This is a genomic window from Methylophilus sp. DMC14, from assembly GCF_056314085.1.
In genome coordinates, this window is the sequence record NZ_JBQUZA010000003.1 from 50,003 (window position 1) to 69,649 (window position 19,647).

Below are 19,647 nucleotides of genomic sequence, written 5' to 3' on the forward strand. Positions count from 1 at the left end.
TGCGGTCAGGAAAAGCCGCCGGCATAATGGCCTTTTGCAGCGTAATGCCCTTTAATCACAGTCCATCCCGGTCATGAAATTCTGCCCGGATAAACGCAAACCCTGTTTGTTGCGCGTTAATATAACCAATCCCTGGGTATGGCAAGTGCGGGGCAGCAATCATGGCGTTGTTTTTTGTTAATTGCTCAAACTGTGCTTGGCGTTGTTTGGCAGCGGCTGGCTGATCAACATCGTAAGTAATCGTGATGTCAGGATGAGGAAACTGCACCGCTTCCACATGCACGGAATCCCCAATGAATGTAATCGACTGGCCCTGGCTTTCCAACCTGTAGTAGTAATGTCCTGGCGTATGGCCGGGTGTCGGGTAGGCAGTAAAATCGGCCAGGATCTTTTGTTCGCCGCTAAGCGGTTTTACGTGGCCTGACGCCACATATGGCTGCATCGCAGTTTGTGCCTGCTGAAAATAGGCTTTGTCATAGCCACTCACCCCGTTTTGATTTTTAGCATCTAGAAAAAAATCTATATCGGCTTTACCCACGTAGATATTCGCATTGGGGAAAACCGCTTTACCCGCATGCACCAGTCCGCCTGTATGGTCGGTATGGATATGGGTAATCAATATGTCAGAAATATCTTCCGGTTTCAAGCCTAACTTGTTTAAGCGCTCACTAAACTTGCCGCCAAACCCCTTGCCAAAGAAGTCGCCCGCGCCTGTATCCACCAGGATTAATTTCTTGCCGGTGTTGATTAAAAACACATTGATGGATGCCTCAACCGGGTTATGTAAATGCACCTGGTTTAACAAGCCATCCACCGTTTGCTGGGGCGCACCTTTTAGCAATACATGTAAGTCTTGTGGCACCGTGCCATCTGAAATTACCGTGATTTCATACGTACTTAATTTGAAGGTGTAGTAACCAGTTTCAGCGTGATATTTAACCACTGAAGCCGTTGCTAATTCAGCCCCGGCAACAGAAGTGTTGGCATAAGCCAGGCACTGTAACAATAAGCCAATGGCTAACACCGTCTTCTTGAATGCCATTCTTTTTCTGCTTTGCACATTGCTCATCCATACTCTCCTTTTGTATTTAAAGTGCCATCAGAATACGTATAATTAATGATTATTTAAAATTGAATATTTGTATTGGATGTATAAATATTATGGATATAAAAAGAGCCGACCTGCCTTTATTGATTTCGCTGGATATTCTTCTGGAAGAAAAAAATGTCACCAAGGCGGCGCAAAGGCTCAATATCAGCCAGCCCGCGCTCTCTACGCAATTAGCCAGGCTGCGAGTGTTGTTTGAGGATCCGTTGCTAGTCCCTGCTGAAGTAGGGCGCGGTATGGTGCTGACTGAGCGGGCTTTAAACCTTCAGCATAAATTACGGGCATCGATTAACGAGCTTAAATTTGCCGTTAATTTCAAGTCCAGTTTTGACCCACTCACCTCCCGTCGCAAATTCACCATTGCCACCAACGATAGTGTGTTCACCATTCTCGGCCTGCCAGTCTTAAAAAAAGTGCTTTCCTTTAATAATCCAGGGCTGCAAATTTCATTCGTGTCAGTGTTTGGCGTGAATGTGAAAGAAGACCTGGAGAAAGGTCATATTGATCTATACATTGGCGATATCAACAAAATGCCAGACAGCCTCAAAGTACGGTATTTAATGAAAGACAGCTTTATCATGGCGCAGAAAAAAGGACATGCGAGAGGCACAAAAAAACCGACACTCAATGAGTATTGCCAGTTATCCCATGTCATCGTATCTGCAAAAGGTGACTTATCCAGCTCAATTGATCACTTGTTATCCGAGCAGTCTCAAACCCGCAACATTGTCGCCTCAGTGCCCAGTTATAACCAGATTGCCTTGGTGCTCACCAATAGCGATTGTGTTGCAACCTTACCTAAGCAGCTACTCGAAAAATACCAAGACACATTGGATTTGATCGAGCTGCCATTCGCCATCCCGCCTTTTGAGTTAGGTATGGCGTGGCATGTAAAGTCTCAAGAGGATGAGGCGATGGTTTGGTTAAGGCAACAGTTTGTGAGTGTGTAGCTGAATTATTTGGATAGGTGAGTTCGGTATCTACACAGACTCGCGACAAAATTTTATAAAAGCTAGGTCACTCAGGAACAACAATCACCTTAGTTCCTCCTGGTGTCAATCCTCCAGAGATATTAAGAGGTCGAACACCTTCAATATCCGGAGAGAAATAAGGGCCAGGTTCTTCATAAGGCTGAGCTTTCACCTTATGTTTAATAAAAGTGGAACCATTCCATTTAAAGTAAATATCATAGGTAGGTTTTCTGTCATCCCATTTCGGATTCTGCCAAGTCCAAGGGAATGCAGGTAGCACCCCATTTTCATCCAATGAGATAGTAGTTCCAAAATTATCAGACTTAGGAAATTGAAGTTTACGTGGCAAGAACTCGTTTTCTTTTGGCGCAATCAATCCCAGTTTTTCTGGTTTTACAGGAGTCATTTTTTTATTGGTTTTAGATGAAATGTACGCCTCAAAGTCCCAAGTCTGTCCATGAATACCCGACTCATGAGCAAGAAGGTATAGAGTATCTCCATTCTTTTTTGCATATGCACGTATATGAAAGACGTCATCAGTTGTACCACAGTGTCCAATAGTCAAAAACTGTGCATCTGACTTCTTTATGACCCAATCCCAATCATCTTCATCAGGAGCGGTTAATGGAATATCAATGCATTGAGCTAAATGCCCATTAGGTTTACTGGTTGCCCGCTCAAATTCAGACCGACTGATGGACTCAGTCAAGCTAGCTGAAAGTTTATAAATGGCTTTTAATTGAGAAAGTGGACTTAAATTTTCATCATAAGCATGCCCAGAAGCTATAAACAGATTTAGGAAAATAACAATTAGAAGTCTGCTGGACATACTAACTTTCATATCAACTTTGATATTTGATTCTATCTTCATAAATAGTAATACCACAAACCAGAAAAGACCTAAGGGGTTAACCTAAAGTCTCATTTTGTACTGCCAACTCAATCGACTCTGAATATCAACGCTAGAGACTACCGCCTTGATATATCGCAACTCGCAGCACAAGCCAACATATCGGCGAATAATTTCCATTGGGATTACTGTCTATCAGCCAGCCCCTGATTGCTTGGGTATGTCTCAAGGCGTGCGGTTATAAGCAGTGTTTTTAGACTCCAAACCGGGGGGAGCTATTTGTAGTTTTCCAGTAGAGATTTCTCAATGACTCATGAAAAACGGAATAAATCAAAAACAAAACTTCTCCTCAATCTGCTTAAATATCAACTCCAAGAGATCTGAACATGCATATATTGTTTTCAAAAGATACTCAGCATCGGGATTCAAAATAGCTTGGCTATCACTCGGCGGAGCTAGGCCCACTTCGACAATCTTTCTTATATAAACCTCATTGATTTTCCATGAGTTGTGAACGCCAAGATCCCTTCTTGCTTTGGCCTCTATATATACTAACCACTGTTTTTCTAATAATGAGCTATCGATTGATAATATATTAGATATATCACTAAGATATTCGAGGGGCCTTTTGTACATTATCTTATTAAGATAATCTTCAACCGCTGACAAAATCAATTCGTCTTTCGTTAAGTTAATAATTTCCGTCAATTTAAATTGGGTTGATCCAACCTTTGTAGGATAAGTTACGATTACTGCCTTCAATATATCCACCAAAAAAGCCTCAAATGCAGATATGAGGGAGATAAATAAAAGGCTAGCAAAATAATCAATATGATTCATTGAATACTTTGTAAGCCTGCTGTCCAAGTCTTTAAGTTGATTACTTAGCCCTATATCTAACTTTGATGCCCGACCAACCTCCATTAACAGCATCATAGAACTTGGTATTGAGCCCACTTTATACCTGTAATTTATATGAGCTTCTATTATTGCTTTATGTAAATTTTCTTTTTGCATCACGTATCTCTCGGATATCAAAATTTGTTTGTCAAACAATGCACTAAATCGAAGTCATCAACAAGTCGCTAGAAAACAAAAAGACCCAAGGCGTTAACCTTGAGTCCTTTTATAAATGGTGGCCCCTCTGCGAGTCGAACACAGCACTAACGGATTATGAGTTCTGTGCTCTCACCCGTTCATTAAGCTGTAATTAGCATGATTACTATGTCCGCCAAGGATGCTTAGGCACATCACAGACACCAGCTACATTCACACCAGCCTGTGCAACTAAATGATCATTTTCAACCGTATCCCCGCTGACGCCAATTGCTCCAATGAGCATCCCATCCTCATCCACAATCGGTAATCCACCTGGGAAAGTGATCAAGCCATCGTTGGAGTGCTCGATACCGTATAAAGGCGAACCAGGCACTGAGAGTTTGCCGATTTCGCCTGAGGGCATGGCGAAGTAACAGGCGGTTTTCGCTTTTTTGATGGCGATATCAATACTGCCGACCCAAGCATCATCCATTCGAGTAAAGCTTTTCAGGTTGCCACCAGAGTCCAGTACGGCGATACACATCTTGACGCCGATTTGTTTGGATTTTTCAACTGCTTTTTCAATGATTTCTTGTGCGACTTCAAAGCTTACGTGCATGTGTTTTCCTTATGGGTAATTGATTGGTATCAATGTGACTATGCCCACAGGTTTAAATTCATTTAACTTTGCATGCGCTTGAAATCACGTGCTTTGCAGAGCTTCGCGCACAAATAAAAACGGCTCCCATTTCTGGAAGCCGTTTTTATTTGGTGGGAAAGAGACCACTAAACACCATTTGTAATGCAATGATTTAAAACACTATTGTTGGTTAAATAAATCTTACATACCCCAAAAGTTACCCTATCTCTATGGTAACAATCACTTTTTGAATTCTAACATAGAGTGTTATAACTATTCGTTAACGATTTTTAGATCGTTTAACGTGACTTGAATAATCCCAGTTATCAATAAAGGATACACGGAATAAGTGAGCGAGCGAGATAAAGTGCAAGGCGCACGGCGCGGAAAATACGAGGCATATCATAGAGATAGGCGAGTGTTTGAGCACCGCGCAACGCAGCAATTTGCTCGCGCAGCCACTTATGCCGTGTATCCTAAACTCACTCCACCTTAAATGGCTTCCTCCATGCTTAAGAAGCGAGTGGCATGCTCAGTGACTCCCCGTTTTATACTCTCGATTAATTGCATCGGAAACTCTTCTGGCAGCGATTTTTCAATTTCTTCAATTGCGGGAACGATGTTTGAAGCAATTCTATACATTTCATCAAAAGCTTCTGGAACGCCTAACTTGGCACAAAACTCCTTCCAGTGGCGAGGGTAAATCTCACTGATCTTATAATGTGCGTTTTTAGTTCTAATCGCCATCGCAAGTTTGGCTTTTTTGTAGGGCAGTTGATTTCGCGCATTTCCAATAATTGGCCACGCAGATAAAACATCATATAGCGGGGTGAGTTGAAATGCTCCGCCTGGTTGTATAGCCACGGAGAAGTTTTTGGCATGTCCATCTGTTGCTGCCAGTAACCAAAACACAAATTGTGTTTTGATGAAGTGTAGCCTGTCCTCTTGTGCGCGCGCACTTGCCGTTAAGTGACTCATAATCTTTTCGATTGACGGGCCGCCATGATCTTCATACTTCATTTCGCCGGGGAGTCCAAATACCTGACAGAAGTCTTCTTGCGGGATTCTGGCGATCCATTTGCCATCATCCACCCATTTTCTGTCAAAGCGCTCCACCACCAGTGCTTTGGTCCCATCAAAGTGGCCAATCTCTGTATTGGCGATATTAAATCCCAGTTTTTTTAAGATCTGCGCGCACAACCACTCATTTTCAATTGAGTCGGTCATATCAAAACGCTGCTCACCACCAATGAGTCCGAGTGGGAGTTTCAATATATGTGTGGTTGGTGTTGCCCCAAGAGGGCGCAGCCATTGTTCTTTCACCCGAAGTAACGCTGTTTTTTCTTGCGCCCCAGCGATTGAAATTCTGAAAGACTCCTCATCAAAACTTTGTCCAAGTGTTCTTCCAGAGGAGGCTGCGATCAGTATTTGGGATATATCTGTGTGGGTTAACGGTAGGCCGTGTATTTCATCAAATGCGGCAGGCGTTTCGCCGATGTGCAGTAGTTGCACTGCGCCAACACAGTCTCGTCCTATCGCCTCTAATAGATTAAAGGCTTCAGTGGATTGCGTTTTAAAACTGAATTGAATCCGTTTTCTAATATCAACGGAGTCAGGCAGAAGGTTGTCAAAGTAATTAGTGACTTCTTGCCCGGTGATGATGTTGTCAACAGTGCTCATGGGTAAAGCGTTTGAAAGCGGTCTGGCGTATGCAGACTTTATCCAATTAGCATCATATTGAAATTTGCTTGACCGACGATTCCCCTGTGCCCAAGTGCCAACTAACTGGCCATTCATCCAGACATTTAATGCTTGCATTACCATTTTGCCTGTTTAGACTCGGTGGCTTGCTTTTGAGAGTCTCTTAGATCTGCTGTCTCAGAGTTTTTGTTGGTTGAGTCAGTACTTTCGTAACTCTGATCATCATCACTATTCAATTCAAGTGACATTGATACGCCTAATATATTGAATAGGTGCAAAAGCTGATCAAAGCTGACCAGGTTGGGATTTCTCTCAATCTGGACAATCCTGGATTGTGATAACCCCAGCTTGGTCGCAAGCATTTGTTGCGTCCAATTTCTTCTTTTTCTTAAAGACTTGATATGCGCTTTAAGCTGTTGTCCGGAAGTGATCGTCGTTTTCATTGCACCATCCTATTACATAGGAGTAATAAAATCAATAAATTATATAAATGTACTAAGCATGGGTTTTTTGGATTTTATTACATTAATATAATAAATTAATGATATTATATTTGTATAATATTATGATTGGGTTTGTACAGTAACAAAATAAAGGTTGATACTTACCAATCAATTTGCGGAGTCGCTTAAAGTAGTATTGGAGAGGTATTGGCTACTACGTGGCTACTAATGCCATGAATAGTATAAATGAAAACGGCCTCCATCTCTGGAAGCCGCTTAGGTATTGGTGGTGAAAGAGGGACTTGAACCCTCGACCCCAGGATTATGAATCCTGTGCTCTAACCAGCTGAGCTACATCACCAGATTTGAAAGACCGCGATTATAGCAGTTGTATCAGGGCACGACAACATTCCTTTGTGACCTTTTTTACTACGCATTTTCTTGAATTGCGGGGTGGTAGGGTTTTCATCCGTTTAGTTTTGGGAGTATGCTAAAACTTAAACCTATTAAAAGACCGGGAAAAGGATGAGCGAGCCTGCAAGCAAGCATAGCGGCGTATTGCATTTGAGCAAGGTATTTGCCGATGCGTTGCGACTGCGCGATGCTTATACACGTTTGCATAGTGACCGGGTAATGGCGCTTTCGAGAGGGATAGGGCTGGATATTGGCTTAACCAGCCAAGAGCTGGATGCGTTGGAGCTGGGGGCTTGTTTGCATGATATTGGCAAGATTGTGGTGCCAGATGCGGTGTTGATGAAGCCAACCCGGCTGGATGCTGATGACCGGGCCATCATGCAGGTGCACCCTGAGGTGGGGGCCAATCTGATTGCAGCTTATGCGCATAATGAGGCGAATAAGGTTGCGCAAGTCGTGCGTCATCACCATGAGTGGTTTGATGGTAGCGGTTATCCTGATCGTTTGGCTGGAGAGGCGATCCCGTTATTGTCACGCATTGTGACGGTGGTGGATAACTATGATGCAATGGCGGTGCGGCGCGTGTATCAGGAGGCGCGGCCACATGATGAAATTTTGCGCATTATGGAGAGTGAGTCTGGCAGCAAGTTGGATCCCGATTTGTTCCAGCGGTTTGTTAAGGTGATTCATGATCCACGCTATGCCGAGTTCAAGGCGTCGTGAGGCATAAAAAAGGCTGGAAATCTCCAGCCTTTGATTTTTTGCCTGATGCTGGGTTAGACGTTGAATCTGAAGTGCATGACGTCGCCGTCTTGCACAATGTACTCTTTGCCTTCGAGGCGCATTTTACCGGCTTCTTGTGCGCCTTTTTCGCCTTTGTATTGCACGTAATCATTGTAGGCAATCACTTCGGCGCGGATAAAGCCACGCTCAAAATCGGTGTGGATGACGCCAGCGGCTTGTGGTGCGGTCGCGCCTTTTTTCACAGTCCAGGCGCGCACTTCTTGTACGCCAGCGGTGAAATAGGTTTGCAGGCCCAGCAGGTCATAGGCGGCGCGAATGACGCGGTTGAGGCCGGGCTCTTCCTGGCCGAGTTCTTGTAAGAATTCGAGTTTATCGGCATCGTCCAGCTCAGCGATTTCGCCTTCAATTTTGGCGCAGATGGTAACAACGGGGGCTTTTTCGGTTTTGGCCAAGGCAAGCACTTTGTCTAAATGCGGGTTGTTTTCAAAGCCGTCTTCGGTCACGTTGGTGATGTACATCACGGGTTTGACGGTAATCAGACACAACGGTTTGAGCAGATTGAGTTCTTCGGCATCCAGATTGAGGGTGCGCACCGCTTTGGCTTCATTGAGACAGGGCAGCACTTTATCCAGCACTTTGATCAGGGCAATAGCGTCTTTGTCGCCGCTCTTGGCTTTTTTGCCTTCGCGCTGCATGGTTTTTTCAACGGTTTCCATGTCGGCTAGCGCCAGCTCGGTGTTGATCACTTCAATGTCGGCGAGTGGGTCAACCTTGCCTGCGACGTGAATCACGTTGCCGTCTTCAAAGCAGCGTACCACGTGGGCAATGGCGTCGGTTTCACGAATATTGGCGAGGAACTTGTTGCCCAGACCTTCGCCTTTGGAGGCACCTGCGACCAAGCCGGCAATGTCCACAAACTCGACGATGGCAGGTTGAGTTTTTTGTGGTTTGACGATGTCGATCAGTGGTTGCATGCGCTGGTCGGGGACTTCTACGATGCCGACGTTAGGCTCAATCGTACAGAAGGGATAGTTCTCTGCGGCGATGCCCGCTTTGGTGATGGCGTTAAACAGGGTGGATTTGCCTACATTAGGCAGGCCGACAATACCGCATTTCATAATGGATGAACCTTAGCGTGAGAATTGCCGCAGTGTGACGTTGCGGCAAAGAGTCAATAAAACCAATATTTTACCGTTAGTCACAAGATAGAGCTAGAAACAATCTTGATTTGACTTAAATCCTGAACAGGATTAACTTTTAAACTCAAAAATAAATTCATCGCATGACCGGGGGATGCTGGTGTGTGTCATGCGACTTCCTGACGAAGGAGGATAGATGTTTCGTATTCGAATTGCATCATGGCAGCAACTGCTGACCTCGCGCTGGCTGGCCCTGGTGATTTTGGCCTGCGGCTTGCAGCTGACTGTTTTGCTGTGGATGAATGCTCGTGAACATGCGGAAGCCTTGCAGGCGGTCAAGTTCCGGCAGGCGGTGTTGTCAGCGACCGAGGCTGTCCAGCACCGTATGGACGCTTACCGCGAGGTGTTGACCGGGGTTGAGCATCTTTATCTTTCTTCGCAGTTTGTTTCTTCCAAAGAATTCCGCGAGTATGTCAATGATTACACGCAAAGTGACCAGTACGGCAGCTTGAATGCAATAGGCTTTATCAAGTACATCCACCTCAATTATCCAGAGACGTTTAAAGACCTGGAAACGCCAGTGAAAAGCCTGCTCGCCAGGCTTGAGTTTGTGCAGGGCGATGATGAGCTGGCGCCGGTGCTGTATATTGAGCCGCGGAATGACCAGAATCAGGAAATTTTGCTTAAGAATACCTTTCTGGATGCGCGGCTGCGTGCTGATTTGCTGCAAGCCAGCGAAACTCAGCAAATCGTGATGTCGGGCCAGTCTACGGGTAGTCCGCAGATGGGGCATCCGTATTTCTTGCATGCGCCGGTGTACCACGGGCGGCCGGATGAGATTTCTGAGACGGATCGCCGTCGCATGTTGAACGGCTGGGTATTTTTGCGCTTTGATGTCCACGCCTTTTTGGCTGAGGCCTTGCAGGTGGTCGAGCTGCGGCAAGTGCATTTTGATGTGTTTGATTTGAATGGCAAAGAGGGGCAGAAACCGCTTTACCATAGCCCGAGCCGGGAGGAGGCACATCCCCATGAGCGTGCCGCCCGCTTTAGCGCCGCACAAACCATGAATATGCATGGCCATTTGTGGAGTATGCGCGCGCGGTCTACCCCGGCCTTTGAGGCGGTCACTGATTTGCGCGAGGCCAATCAGGTCGCCGTGATGGGCGTGTTGACCAGCGTGTTGCTGGCGGGTCTCGCCTATTTATCCATGGTGCGCAGCCGTGCACGTGAAACCGTTGAAAAATATAGCCAGGCCTTGACCAGTAGTGAGCAGCGCTGGAAGTTTGCGATGGAAAGCACCGGCGATGGTGTCTGGGACTGGAATGTGACTGACTCCCGTGTCGTGTTTTCTGATCACTGGAAAAGAATGTTTGGTTTTGCGCCGCATGAACTGGCGCATAACCCGGCCACCTGGCAACAGCGGATTCATCCGGAAGATATCGAGTCCGTACAAGCCCTGCAGCAGCAGGTGCTGGATGGCGAACGTGAGCAGTATGCGATTGAATACCGCATGCTCTGCAAGGATGGCAGTTGGAAGTGGGTGTTTGACCGGGGCATGGTATTAATGCGTGACGAGGCGGGCAAGCCGACACGGATTCTGGGCACGCTGGCCGATATCTCCAAGATCAAGCAATCAGAAGAGGTGGTCTGGCAGTTTGCCAATGTGGATACGCTGACTGGCTTGCCTAATCGGCGCATGTTTTTCGAGCGCCTGGAGCAGGCGCTGTTAACGATTAAAAGCAGCAGCCAGAAGTTGGCCATTATCTTTCTCGATTTGGACCGGTTCAAAGAGGTCAATGATACACAGGGGCATGATCAGGGCGACCGTTTGCTGATGCAGGCGGGTAAACGCTTGTCGGCCTGCGTCGGCAACAAGGATCTGGTCGCTCGTCTGGGCGGCGATGAGTTTGTGCTCATGCTCGGCGATGCCACTGCGGGCTATGTTGAGGCCCTGGCGCAGCGTGTATTGCAGACCTTGTCGCAACCGTTTCAGCTGGATGATACGCTGGCTTATGTGTCTTCCAGTCTGGGGATTGCCATTTTTCCGGATGATGCCAGCAATAAAGAAGATCTGATGAAGCGGGTGGATCAGGCCATGTATGCGTCCAAGCAAAAAGGCGGCAACTGCTTTACCTACTTTACGCCACGCATGCAGCAGCACGCTGAAAACCGCATGCGCTTGTCGCACGACTTGCGCCAGGCGATCACCAACCAGGAGTTTTTTCTTGAGTACCAGCCTGTGGTGAATTTGCAAACCAACCAGGTGGTCAAGGCCGAGGCGTTGTTGCGCTGGCAGCATCCGGTCAAGGGACTGATTCCGCCCATGGAGTTTATTGGCATTGCCGAAGATAACCTGCTGATTGCGCCGATTGGGGAATGGGTATTTAAAACCGCCATTGCGCAATGCAAATCCTGGCGACTGTCCTTGCATCCGCAGTTTCAGATGGCGATTAACAAGTCGCCTGTGCAATTTGCGCCGGATCATCGCAAGCAGGAGGACTGGTTGTCAGAGATGGGGCAGCACCCTGAATTCAATGGCATGGTGGTGATTGAGATTACCGAGCGCTTGCTGCTGGATGCCAACACGCACGTCAGTGAGCGGTTGGCGCAATACCGGCAAGCGGGGGTGCAAGTGGCTCTCGATGATTTTGGTACCGGCTATTCTGCGTTGTCCTACCTGAAAAAATTCTCGATTGATTACGTCAAGATTGACCGTTCATTTGTGCGTGAATTGGGGGTTTCGAGTCAAGATGGTGCCTTGTGCCAGGCCATTATCGTCATGGCCCACAGCCTGGGCATGCAGGTGATTGCCGAGGGCATCGAAAACCTGCGCCAGTTACGCATCTTGCAGGAGATGGGCTGTGATTTTGGCCAGGGCTATTATTTCTCACCGCCACTGCGCACTGAGGATTTTGTGGCCTGGTATCAGGCATGGCAACGCCAAACCGTCATTTCTACACGCCATCCATAGATTGGCGTCAGAGTTATTTGCTGTGCAACTGCAGCATGGCTTTTTCAAACTGGCCTTGCGCCAACAATTCGCTGATGCCACTGGCTTTAATCAGGCTGTCATCGATGGCTTGCTGCTCATCCTTGCCGGCGGCTTTTAATACAAAATTGACGACTTCTGCCTTGTCGCCTGGGTGGCCGATCCCCAGACGTAAACGCCAGTAATCCGGCGTGCCTAGCGCAGCATGAATATCGCGCAAGCCATTGTGACCGCCATGACCGCCGCCGAACTTGAGCTTGGCCTGGCCAGGCGGCAAATCCAGTTCGTCATGCACGATCAGAATTTCGGCCGGGGAAATCTTGTAGTAATGGGCGATGGCGGCGACAGCTTTGCCGCTGGCGTTCATAAACGTGGTTGGTTTCAGTAACCATTTGTCGCCATGCGGTTGCCATTTGCCGGCGATACCAAACAGTTTGGCCTCGGCCGTCAGGCGGCTACCGGATTGTTGTGCCAGCAGGTCTACAAACCAGAAGCCCGCATTGTGGCGGGTCATGGTGTATTTATCGCCAGGGTTACCAAGGCCTGCAATCAGTTTTATTCCACTCATATTCACACGCTAAGCAAATGTAGGGTGCGATACGCACCAAAAAAAACGCGCACATGACTGTGCGCGTTCATTGTAGCGGATAACCGCCTGAGCCACTTAAGCAGCAGGGGTTTCTTCTGCTGCTTCGTCGCTACCACCACGTGGTTTGGCAATGGAAACCACAGCCGCGTCATCACCGTGAGCCAGTTGTACAAACTCAATGCCTTTTGGCAGTTTAATTTCTGACAGGTGGATGGCGTGACCCGCTTCCAGGTTGCCCAGGTCCACTTCGATAAACTCTGGCAAATCTTTAGCCAGGCAGCTAACGTCAGCTTCAGTCTGGATGTGTGAAATGCTGCCGCCGCCTGTTTTAACACCAGGAGCCACTTCTTCGTTCACAAAGTGGAATGGCACTTTCACGTGGATTTTCTCAGTCGCGGATACGCGCTGGAAATCGATGTGCTGAATGGTATTGCGTACTGGGTGCAGTTGGTAGTCACGCAACAAAACGCTTTCAGCTTTGCCATCCAGCACCAGGCTCAGGATGGAAGCGTGGAACGCTTCGTGACGGAATTGCATGAACAATTCTTTGTGGTCCAACTCGATAGACATAGCAGCTTGATCGCCACCATAAACAACACCAGGCACGTTGCCAGCGCGACGCAGGCGGCGGCTCGCACCCGTACCTTTAACGTCACGTTTGACGGCTTTAATTTCGATACTCATATGAGACTCCTAAAAACGCCCGAAGGCGGTACTGCACTAAAAACTGCAAGCCGCGACCAGCTTGCAGCACAAAAACTTAATTCATGTATCAAGAAAAATAGTTTATAGACGGTTAATCCATAAACAGGGAAGACACAGATTCTTCCTGGCTAATCCGTTTGATGGTTTCTGCCAGCAATGGCGCCGCACTCAGTTGGCGGATTTTGCTGCAGGCTTGCGCCTCTGCATTCAGAGCGATGGTGTTGGTAACGACCAGCTCATCCAGTGCTGAAGCAGAAATGCGCTGACCCGCGCCCCCGGACAAGACCGGGTGGGTGGCATAAGCCACCACCTTGGTCGCCCCGCGATCTTTCAAGGCAGCGGCAGCTTCACACAAGGTGTTGGCGGTGTCCACCATGTCATCCATGATGACGCAGGTGCGGCCTTCAACCTCGCCGATAATGTTCATGACCTTGGCCACATTGGCCTTGGGGCGGCGTTTGTCGATAATTGCCAAATCCGCATTCAGCTGTTTGGCCGCAGCACGCGCACGCACCACACCACCCACGTCTGGTGAAACCACGACCAGGTTTTCGTGATTCAGCGTGACCAGGTCATCGAGCAAAATCGGCGTAGCATAAATATTGTCTACCGGGATATCAAAGAAGCCCTGAATCTGATCAGAGTGCAAATCCATCGTCAGCAAACGGTTCACACCGACACTGGTCAGCATGTTGGCCACTACTTTGGCCGTAATGGCAACACGGGCAGAGCGTGGGCGTCTGTCCTGGCGTGAATAACCCAAATAAGGAATGGCAGCGGTAATGCGGCCAGCGGATGAGCGGCGCAGTGCATCCACCATGACCATGACTTCCATCAGGCTGTCATTGGTCGGGTAGCTCGTGGATTGCAGCACAAACACGTCGCGGCCACGCACGTTTTCCAGCAGTTCCAGCATGATTTCACCGTCAGAAAAGCGGCCAACATCGGCACGCCCCAATTCAATGCCCAAATGCTGAGCCACTTCTTGTGCCAGTACCGGATTGGCGTTGCCGGTAAATACCATCATGTTGGCGTTACTCAACGTTGTACCCTTTTTGCGATGACGATGTCTTGAAACCTGCGCCCATGCGCTTGGCTGGGCGCTATAAAAAATTTAAGCGTGTAAATCGTAAAATCTACACGCTTATGTTTGGCTGAGGAGGAAGGATTCGAACCTTCGCATGCCGGAATCAAAATCCGGTGCCTTAACCAGCTTGGCGACTCCCCAAAAAACTTGTCTTTAACACACTTGTTGTGTGGCTTGGTCACCGTCAGTGACCGAAGCAAAAAGCGGATGGTATTCTAACCCTTTTGCCCAAAAACCAGAAGTGTTTTCTGGTCTATTTGCAATTAACTGCTCCGCTTTTTCTGCACTATCCACGGCCACAAACACTGAAGCGCCGGAACCACTCATACGGGCATCGCCGTATTGTTTTAACCAGGCCAGCGTTTCGCCAACTTGAGGATAAAGCATACAAACAACCGCTTCCATATCGTTTCTGGCTTGCTGCCAGAACGCGCTGGAATTAGCGCCGTTTGAAAAGTCCGCTATTCTCAATGGTTTCGAGTCTCTTGTCAATGCTTGATGTGCAAAAATTTGTGCGGTGGGCACGGCCACCTGCGGCGTGAGTACCACGTAATATTGGTCGAGCAGCGGAGGCGGCAGTGAAACCGCAGATAATTGTTCGCCGATACCCTCGGCCCAGGCGGGTTGGCCAAAGATAAACACGGGCACATCTGCACCCAGGCTAACGCCAATCTGCATCAACTGCTGCCGGGTGTAGCCTAACTGCCATAGCTGGTTGAGTGCCATGAGGACGGTGGCCGCATCCGAGCTGCCGCCGCCTAATCCACCGCCCATGGGCGTACGTTTATCACAGCCAATGTCGGCGCCCAGAGTGCAGCCGCTGACTTGCTGTAAATGGCGGGCAGCACGGATGCTAAGGTCTTGTTCGGCCGGGACGCCAGCCAGCGGATTCATGTGGAGAATTTGCCCGTCCTGACGTGGGCGGATGTGCAAGGTGTCGCCATGGTCTAGCAGTAAAAACAGGCTTTGCAGGGTATGGTAGCCATTGCTGAGGCGACCAGTAATGTGCAAAAACAGGTTGATTTTGCAGGGGGCAGGGTAGCTCAAGGTATGCATGGCCGCTATTGTAAAGCATGCCCGCCTGCTTGGGAGGCTTATTCAAGGACCATGCGGCCTTGGCTGTCCTGTAGCGGGCGCTGGTTGGGCGCACCGATGGCTTGTTGCAGGCTGGCCAACTGGAACTTGGAAACCTTGAGCGCTTCTTTCATGATTACCCATTGCACGCCTTCAGTACAGGGCGGGGCTGTCAGCGAGCCACTGTAGCGGTAGTAGGCAGGCTTGACGGGCATCAGGTCGGCCGGTGTGACACGGATGGTCAGCGGTTTGCTTTGCTCTTTGTCTTTGGGCAGGCTGCCTAACAGCTTCTCTATACCAGCATGGGCGTTGCCTTCTTCTATCATGATGGCAATAATCACACGGTGTCCGGCTTTGTCTTCATGCACCATTTGCATCTCGGCGGCATAGGACTTCTGTTTGACCTGGTGTTCGCCAGGCATGTGCACACTAATATATTTGAGCTGGTAGGGTTTCTGGTCTAGCACCATCATGTTGCCGCTGCCCGCATCCAATACCAGGCTGTGGTCCTTGAGTGCAATATTCTTGATCGGGAATTTTTGCAGTCGCTTGATCGGTTTGAGGGCGGCTGTGATCGTATTATCCACGTGGATAGGCGATTGCTGGCTACCTGCATTACAGACGGCAAATTCAGGATTCAGACTACCCCATTTGTCTGGACCGTGCTCACCACTGTAGGCCCAGGATTTGTCATCCGCGGCACCGGTTTTGTTCTTGTCTTTAGGTTTCTGATGATCAGCTGCTGCTTCTGCTTTTTCAGGCTTGCCCGTTTTCGCAGCGTCCTCTTTGGACTTGGCAGTGGTTTCCTTGGATTTGGTCGCATTGGCTTCTGTAGCCGTTGCGTCTTTAGCCGGCTTGCCGTCAGCCTTTTTGTCGGCAGTTTTTGCAGGTGCTGCATCTGGTGCAGGGGCAGGCTCGGCCACGCTATCAGGTGCAGCGGGCTTGTCTTTGCTGCTGGCAACGGCAGGCATGACCGGATTGGCTGCACGTTTGGCTGCCGCTTCAGCGCGTTGCTTCTCTTTGTTCTGCCACTTGCAGACGTACTGCTGCGTGATCTCTACCTCGGAATCCGGCAAGGGCTCAATAAAATCTGCCTGCTTGGCAGTAATGCCCGCAGAGTAGACCAACTCTTCCCCTTCGTACTGGAACACCTGGATGGTCGCTGCCTTGCGCTTGTCGCAATCAAAGTACCAGAGCGCTTTTGCATGGGTGTAAACGCGGTCTACAGACTCTATGTTTTTTTGAGGTTGGCGGTAATCGACCTTGATCCAGGCTTTGACATAGGGTTTTTCTTCGAGCAGGGACTGCTTGTCTATCATGAGTTGGCTATCGTCCGTTTTTTTGATCGACAGCCATTGTGCGGCCACGCTGTACCCAGGCAAGCTCAGGCCCAGCCACAGGCAGGCCAGCAGCCAGATTCGAAACGAGAGAGGGGTAAACAGATTGCAGCGCATACTGGCATTATCGACGGCATGGCCTGAATCTTTAACGCGAAAGCTGTTAAGGGCGCTTGTCGGTTTGCCTGTCAATCGCGGCGTGAATCCGCGCCGTCATTGCTGCGTGGTTAGCTTACCAGTGTTGAATGACCAGCTTTAGCCGGACATCTTGCTGCTGCAAGCGAGTGATGTGCGGTAGGGATGACTGCACGCTTTGCAATTGAGCCTCACGGTAATCGTCGTAATCGATTTGCCATTGGTCCTGCATGAGGCGGGCAGGCTCACCCTGCGCAAGATAGCTGGCCTGAAACGGACTATTGATGTGCGGAGCCCCCAAAATCCATTGGCTTAACCCGGTCAAAGGCAGGCGCCAGCCTAACAACTGCGCTGTCAGGTTGGAAACATCCGCCGCCTGATGCGTGTTGCCACTTTGGTCGGTGAGGGTGACGCTGTGCGCACTGCGCTCGATGAGGGCGACTTGCTGGCCGAGCGGGCTAAAAATCCGCAGGGTATCCAGTGCCGGGCTGTGTTGCCATTCCAGCCTGGCAGTGTAGCCCTTGCCCGCATATTGCACGGCCAGCTTCGCCTCCACGTCAAAGGATTGCACGGCTTGCAGTGTGGCAAACCTGTGCTGGGCGGCGGGTGGCACGCTGGTTTGAGTAGGGGCGATGGCCTGGCTGGCACAGCCGGCCAGCAGACTCAGTAATAACCAGATGGCAAAAGCTTGGGCCAGCCTCGCTAGCACAGGTGTAGACGGCATACAAACACTATAGGGCGGATTTCAGTTTTTGCGCGACTGCGACCAGAATCTCGTTGCCGGGGTTGGCCGACAAGGCTTGATCCAGAATGCGTTGTGCTTCTTCACGCTGGCCTTGTTTCCAAAGCACTTCGGCCAGGTGGGCCGCAATTTCAGGATCTTGCTGAATGGCATAGGCACGGCGTAGCTCTTCGGTGGCACGCGACAAGTCGCCCAAACGGAAATAGACCCAGCCCAGACTGTCCATGATGTAATGATCCTCCGGGGAGAGTTTGGTGGCGGTTTCAATCAGGCTCTTCGCTTCGATCAGCTTGATATTGCGGTCTGCATAGGAATAGCCTAGCGCATTGTAGGCAGCGGCAAAGTCTGGCTTCATTTTAATGACCCGGGTCAGCGTGTCTTCCATGATGTCATATTTACCCTTACGCTCGGCGCTTAAGGCGAAGTCGTACTGCAACTCGGGGCTTTCCGGGAAGGTTTTGGCGGCTTTTTCAAGCAGGGTGTAGGCTTCATCGCCTCGTTTGGCCTGGCTCAGCATGAGTGCCTGGTTTTGAATCACCAGCGCCTGTTGTTCAGGCGTCAGGCCATCCACATTGTCCAGCATGGTAATCGCAGCATCGACACCGTCGCGGCGGGCAATAATGCCGGCGGCGGCCATCCGTGCGGCCAGGTATTGTTCGCCATCGGTGATTTTGTCAAACCATTGCAAAGCGCGTGCATCGTCTTTTTGCTCGATGGCTGAGCGGCCCAGGTTAAAGTAGACCTTGTTCGGCTCCTTGAAGCCGACTTCGAGCGCGTGTTCCAGATAACGATCGGCGAAAGTGTATTCTTTGGCGTCCAGTGCCAGCAGGCCCACAATCACGTTCATGTCAGGATTGTTCTGGTGGCGTTCGAGCAGCTTGGTGAACTCTACCTTGGCTTCGGTGGTGTTTTTTTGCAAGAGCAAGGCGCGCGCTAACGATAAGCGGATCTGATCGGACTCAGGATAGGTCTTTAAAAAGTCGCGGTAAAATGCCATGCCTTTCTGGACATCTTTTTCCATCAGCATTTGCCCGTAAATCTGCGCGGGCGGTTCCCAACCTGGGCGCAGCTTGGACGCTTCTTTGAGCTCAGCTTTCATGAGGCTCTCGTCGTGCGCAAAGTAAGCGGCTTGCGAAATGGCAAAGTGGGCTTCAGCGAGCTTGGGATAAGGCTTGGCCAGCTGTTGTATGGTTTTGAGCACGCTGGTTTTGTCAGTGATACGCACCATCAGGCTGTTGAGCTCCATAAAGGCATTGGCGCGAATATTGTCATTGGCCAGCACTTTCTGGATCTGTGGAATCGCTTTTTCGAGGTTGCCATTGGCAATCAGCAACTGGCTGGCGGTTTGGGCTGCCGGGATAGAATCCGGGGCCAGCTCAGACCATAATTCGGCAGAGGGCAATGCCAACTGCGGTGTGCGGGCAATGGTCGCCGCCTGCGTGGCGCGCTCGGCGAGCAAAGGGTCGCGCGTTTGTTTGGCCAAATCCAGAAACAGCTGCCCGGCCAGTACAAATTCGCCACGCTGCGCGGCCACTTCACCGAGCAGGTATTTGTAGACAAACTCTGCGGTGGGGGTGGTAATGGTGGGGGTGCCGCTGGCAGACCAGGCCGGGCTGCTCATCAACGCCAGCCATAATGCCAGTGTCGGACGGCGTAATGACGGGGTTTTCAAGTTGAGGCGGCGGGTAAGAGGCATACTGGATTCCTGTTTAAAAAGAGGTTGCATGAATGATGTCGTCACTGGGGCAGAAGGGGCGCTTAATCCGTCTGGAATTTTAGTTTAGTCCGTGACAGTTGCTGCAAGTTCATCCATAATGTGCGATTTGTAACTAAATTGTAATCGGCGTTTAAACACAGGTGAAAGCGTCGTCTACAGCACTATAACTTTTTGGTGAAATATTTGTCTAGGGATTTGCGGTCTGGCGCTGTAAAGTCAGGCTT

The 19,647-nt window shown here is 49.4% G+C and carries 17 protein-coding genes and 2 tRNA genes; 3 read left to right on the top strand and 16 right to left on the bottom strand.

Annotation, left to right across the window (positions count from 1 at the left end; genetic code table 11):
• Positions 1–55: 55 nt before the first annotated feature.
• A complete protein-coding gene (locus ACT53C_RS07135) occupies positions 56–1,042 on the bottom strand; it encodes an MBL fold metallo-hydrolase (protein ID WP_476145404.1) in 987 nt (328 codons plus the stop codon).
• Between the two features lie 119 nt (positions 1,043–1,161).
• Here ACT53C_RS07135 and ACT53C_RS07140 point away from each other — a divergent pair, with 119 nt between their 5' ends.
• Positions 1,162–2,058: a LysR family transcriptional regulator gene (locus tag ACT53C_RS07140; RefSeq protein ID WP_476145405.1), complete on the top strand. Its 897-nt coding sequence runs from the start codon at positions 1,162–1,164 to the stop codon at positions 2,056–2,058.
• Positions 2,059–2,125: 67 nt separating this feature from the next.
• Here ACT53C_RS07140 and ACT53C_RS07145 read toward each other — a convergent pair whose 3' ends face one another.
• The 6 genes from ACT53C_RS07145 to ACT53C_RS07170 all read right to left on the bottom strand — a co-directional run bounded on the left by ACT53C_RS07145 (position 2,126) and on the right by ACT53C_RS07170 (position 7,112).
• On the bottom strand, positions 2,126–2,950 hold the full coding sequence (locus tag ACT53C_RS07145; protein WP_476145406.1) for a hypothetical protein: 825 nt from the start codon (positions 2,948–2,950) through the stop codon (positions 2,126–2,128).
• A gap of 309 nt (positions 2,951–3,259) precedes the next feature.
• The gene (locus ACT53C_RS07150) at positions 3,260–3,946 is read right to left on the bottom strand and encodes a hypothetical protein (RefSeq protein WP_476145407.1); all 687 of its coding nucleotides are present in this window, start codon (positions 3,944–3,946) and stop codon (positions 3,260–3,262) included.
• 205 nt (positions 3,947–4,151) lie between these two features.
• Positions 4,152–4,586: a GlcG/HbpS family heme-binding protein gene (locus ACT53C_RS07155; protein ID WP_476145408.1), complete on the bottom strand. Its 435-nt coding sequence runs from the start codon at positions 4,584–4,586 to the stop codon at positions 4,152–4,154.
• Positions 4,587–5,099: 513 nt separating this feature from the next.
• Complete coding sequence (locus ACT53C_RS07160; RefSeq protein ID WP_476145409.1) at positions 5,100–6,425, bottom strand: type II toxin-antitoxin system HipA family toxin; 1,326 nt, start codon at positions 6,423–6,425, stop codon at positions 5,100–5,102.
• Positions 6,425–6,751 carry a helix-turn-helix domain-containing protein gene (locus tag ACT53C_RS07165; RefSeq protein WP_476145410.1) on the bottom strand — a complete coding sequence of 109 codons (327 nt, stop codon included), beginning with the start codon at positions 6,749–6,751 and terminating at the stop codon, positions 6,425–6,427. Before ACT53C_RS07165 ends, ACT53C_RS07160 begins: the two co-directional genes overlap by 1 nt.
• A 284-nt stretch (positions 6,752–7,035) precedes the next feature.
• Positions 7,036–7,112, bottom strand: a tRNA-Met gene (locus tag ACT53C_RS07170).
• Between the two features lie 164 nt (positions 7,113–7,276).
• Between ACT53C_RS07170 and ACT53C_RS07175 the strand changes: the two genes are divergently transcribed.
• On the top strand, positions 7,277–7,888 hold the full coding sequence (locus tag ACT53C_RS07175) for an HD-GYP domain-containing protein (protein ID WP_476145411.1): 612 nt from the start codon (positions 7,277–7,279) through the stop codon (positions 7,886–7,888).
• Positions 7,889–7,941: 53 nt separating this feature from the next.
• Here ACT53C_RS07175 and ychF read toward each other — a convergent pair whose 3' ends face one another.
• Positions 7,942–9,027, bottom strand: a complete 1,086-nt coding sequence (gene ychF, locus ACT53C_RS07180; RefSeq protein WP_194748399.1) for a redox-regulated ATPase YchF — start codon at positions 9,025–9,027, stop codon at positions 7,942–7,944.
• 217 nt (positions 9,028–9,244) lie between these two features.
• Here ychF and ACT53C_RS07185 point away from each other — a divergent pair, with 217 nt between their 5' ends.
• On the top strand, positions 9,245–12,019 hold the full coding sequence (locus ACT53C_RS07185) for a bifunctional diguanylate cyclase/phosphodiesterase (protein ID WP_476145412.1): 2,775 nt from the start codon (positions 9,245–9,247) through the stop codon (positions 12,017–12,019).
• A 13-nt stretch (positions 12,020–12,032) separates the two neighbouring features.
• On the opposite strand, the gene pth is transcribed toward ACT53C_RS07185, so the two are convergent.
• The 8 genes from pth to ACT53C_RS07225 all read right to left on the bottom strand — a co-directional run bounded on the left by pth (position 12,033) and on the right by ACT53C_RS07225 (position 19,402).
• A complete protein-coding gene (pth, locus tag ACT53C_RS07190) occupies positions 12,033–12,605 on the bottom strand; it encodes an aminoacyl-tRNA hydrolase (RefSeq protein WP_476145413.1) in 573 nt (190 codons plus the stop codon).
• A 96-nt stretch (positions 12,606–12,701) separates the two neighbouring features.
• On the bottom strand, positions 12,702–13,310 hold the full coding sequence (locus ACT53C_RS07195; RefSeq protein ID WP_476145414.1) for a 50S ribosomal protein L25/general stress protein Ctc: 609 nt from the start codon (positions 13,308–13,310) through the stop codon (positions 12,702–12,704).
• 112 nt (positions 13,311–13,422) lie between these two features.
• Positions 13,423–14,358: a ribose-phosphate pyrophosphokinase gene (locus tag ACT53C_RS07200; protein WP_194748486.1), complete on the bottom strand. Its 936-nt coding sequence runs from the start codon at positions 14,356–14,358 to the stop codon at positions 13,423–13,425.
• A 124-nt stretch (positions 14,359–14,482) separates the two neighbouring features.
• A tRNA-Gln gene (locus ACT53C_RS07205) sits at positions 14,483–14,559 on the bottom strand.
• Between the two features lie 12 nt (positions 14,560–14,571).
• Positions 14,572–15,474 (bottom strand): 4-(cytidine 5'-diphospho)-2-C-methyl-D-erythritol kinase, encoded by a 903-nt coding sequence (ispE, locus tag ACT53C_RS07210; RefSeq protein WP_476145415.1) that lies wholly within the window; start codon positions 15,472–15,474, stop codon positions 14,572–14,574.
• A 38-nt stretch (positions 15,475–15,512) separates the two neighbouring features.
• A complete protein-coding gene (locus tag ACT53C_RS07215) occupies positions 15,513–16,946 on the bottom strand; it encodes a carbonic anhydrase (RefSeq protein WP_476145416.1) in 1,434 nt (477 codons plus the stop codon).
• Positions 16,947–17,061: 115 nt separating this feature from the next.
• On the bottom strand, positions 17,062–17,688 hold the full coding sequence (lolB, locus tag ACT53C_RS07220; RefSeq protein WP_476145417.1) for a lipoprotein insertase outer membrane protein LolB: 627 nt from the start codon (positions 17,686–17,688) through the stop codon (positions 17,062–17,064).
• Between the two features lie 7 nt (positions 17,689–17,695).
• Entirely contained in the window at positions 17,696–19,402 is a 1,707-nt protein-coding gene (locus ACT53C_RS07225; protein WP_476145418.1) for a tetratricopeptide repeat protein, read from the bottom strand.
• Positions 19,403–19,647 lie beyond the last annotated feature (245 nt).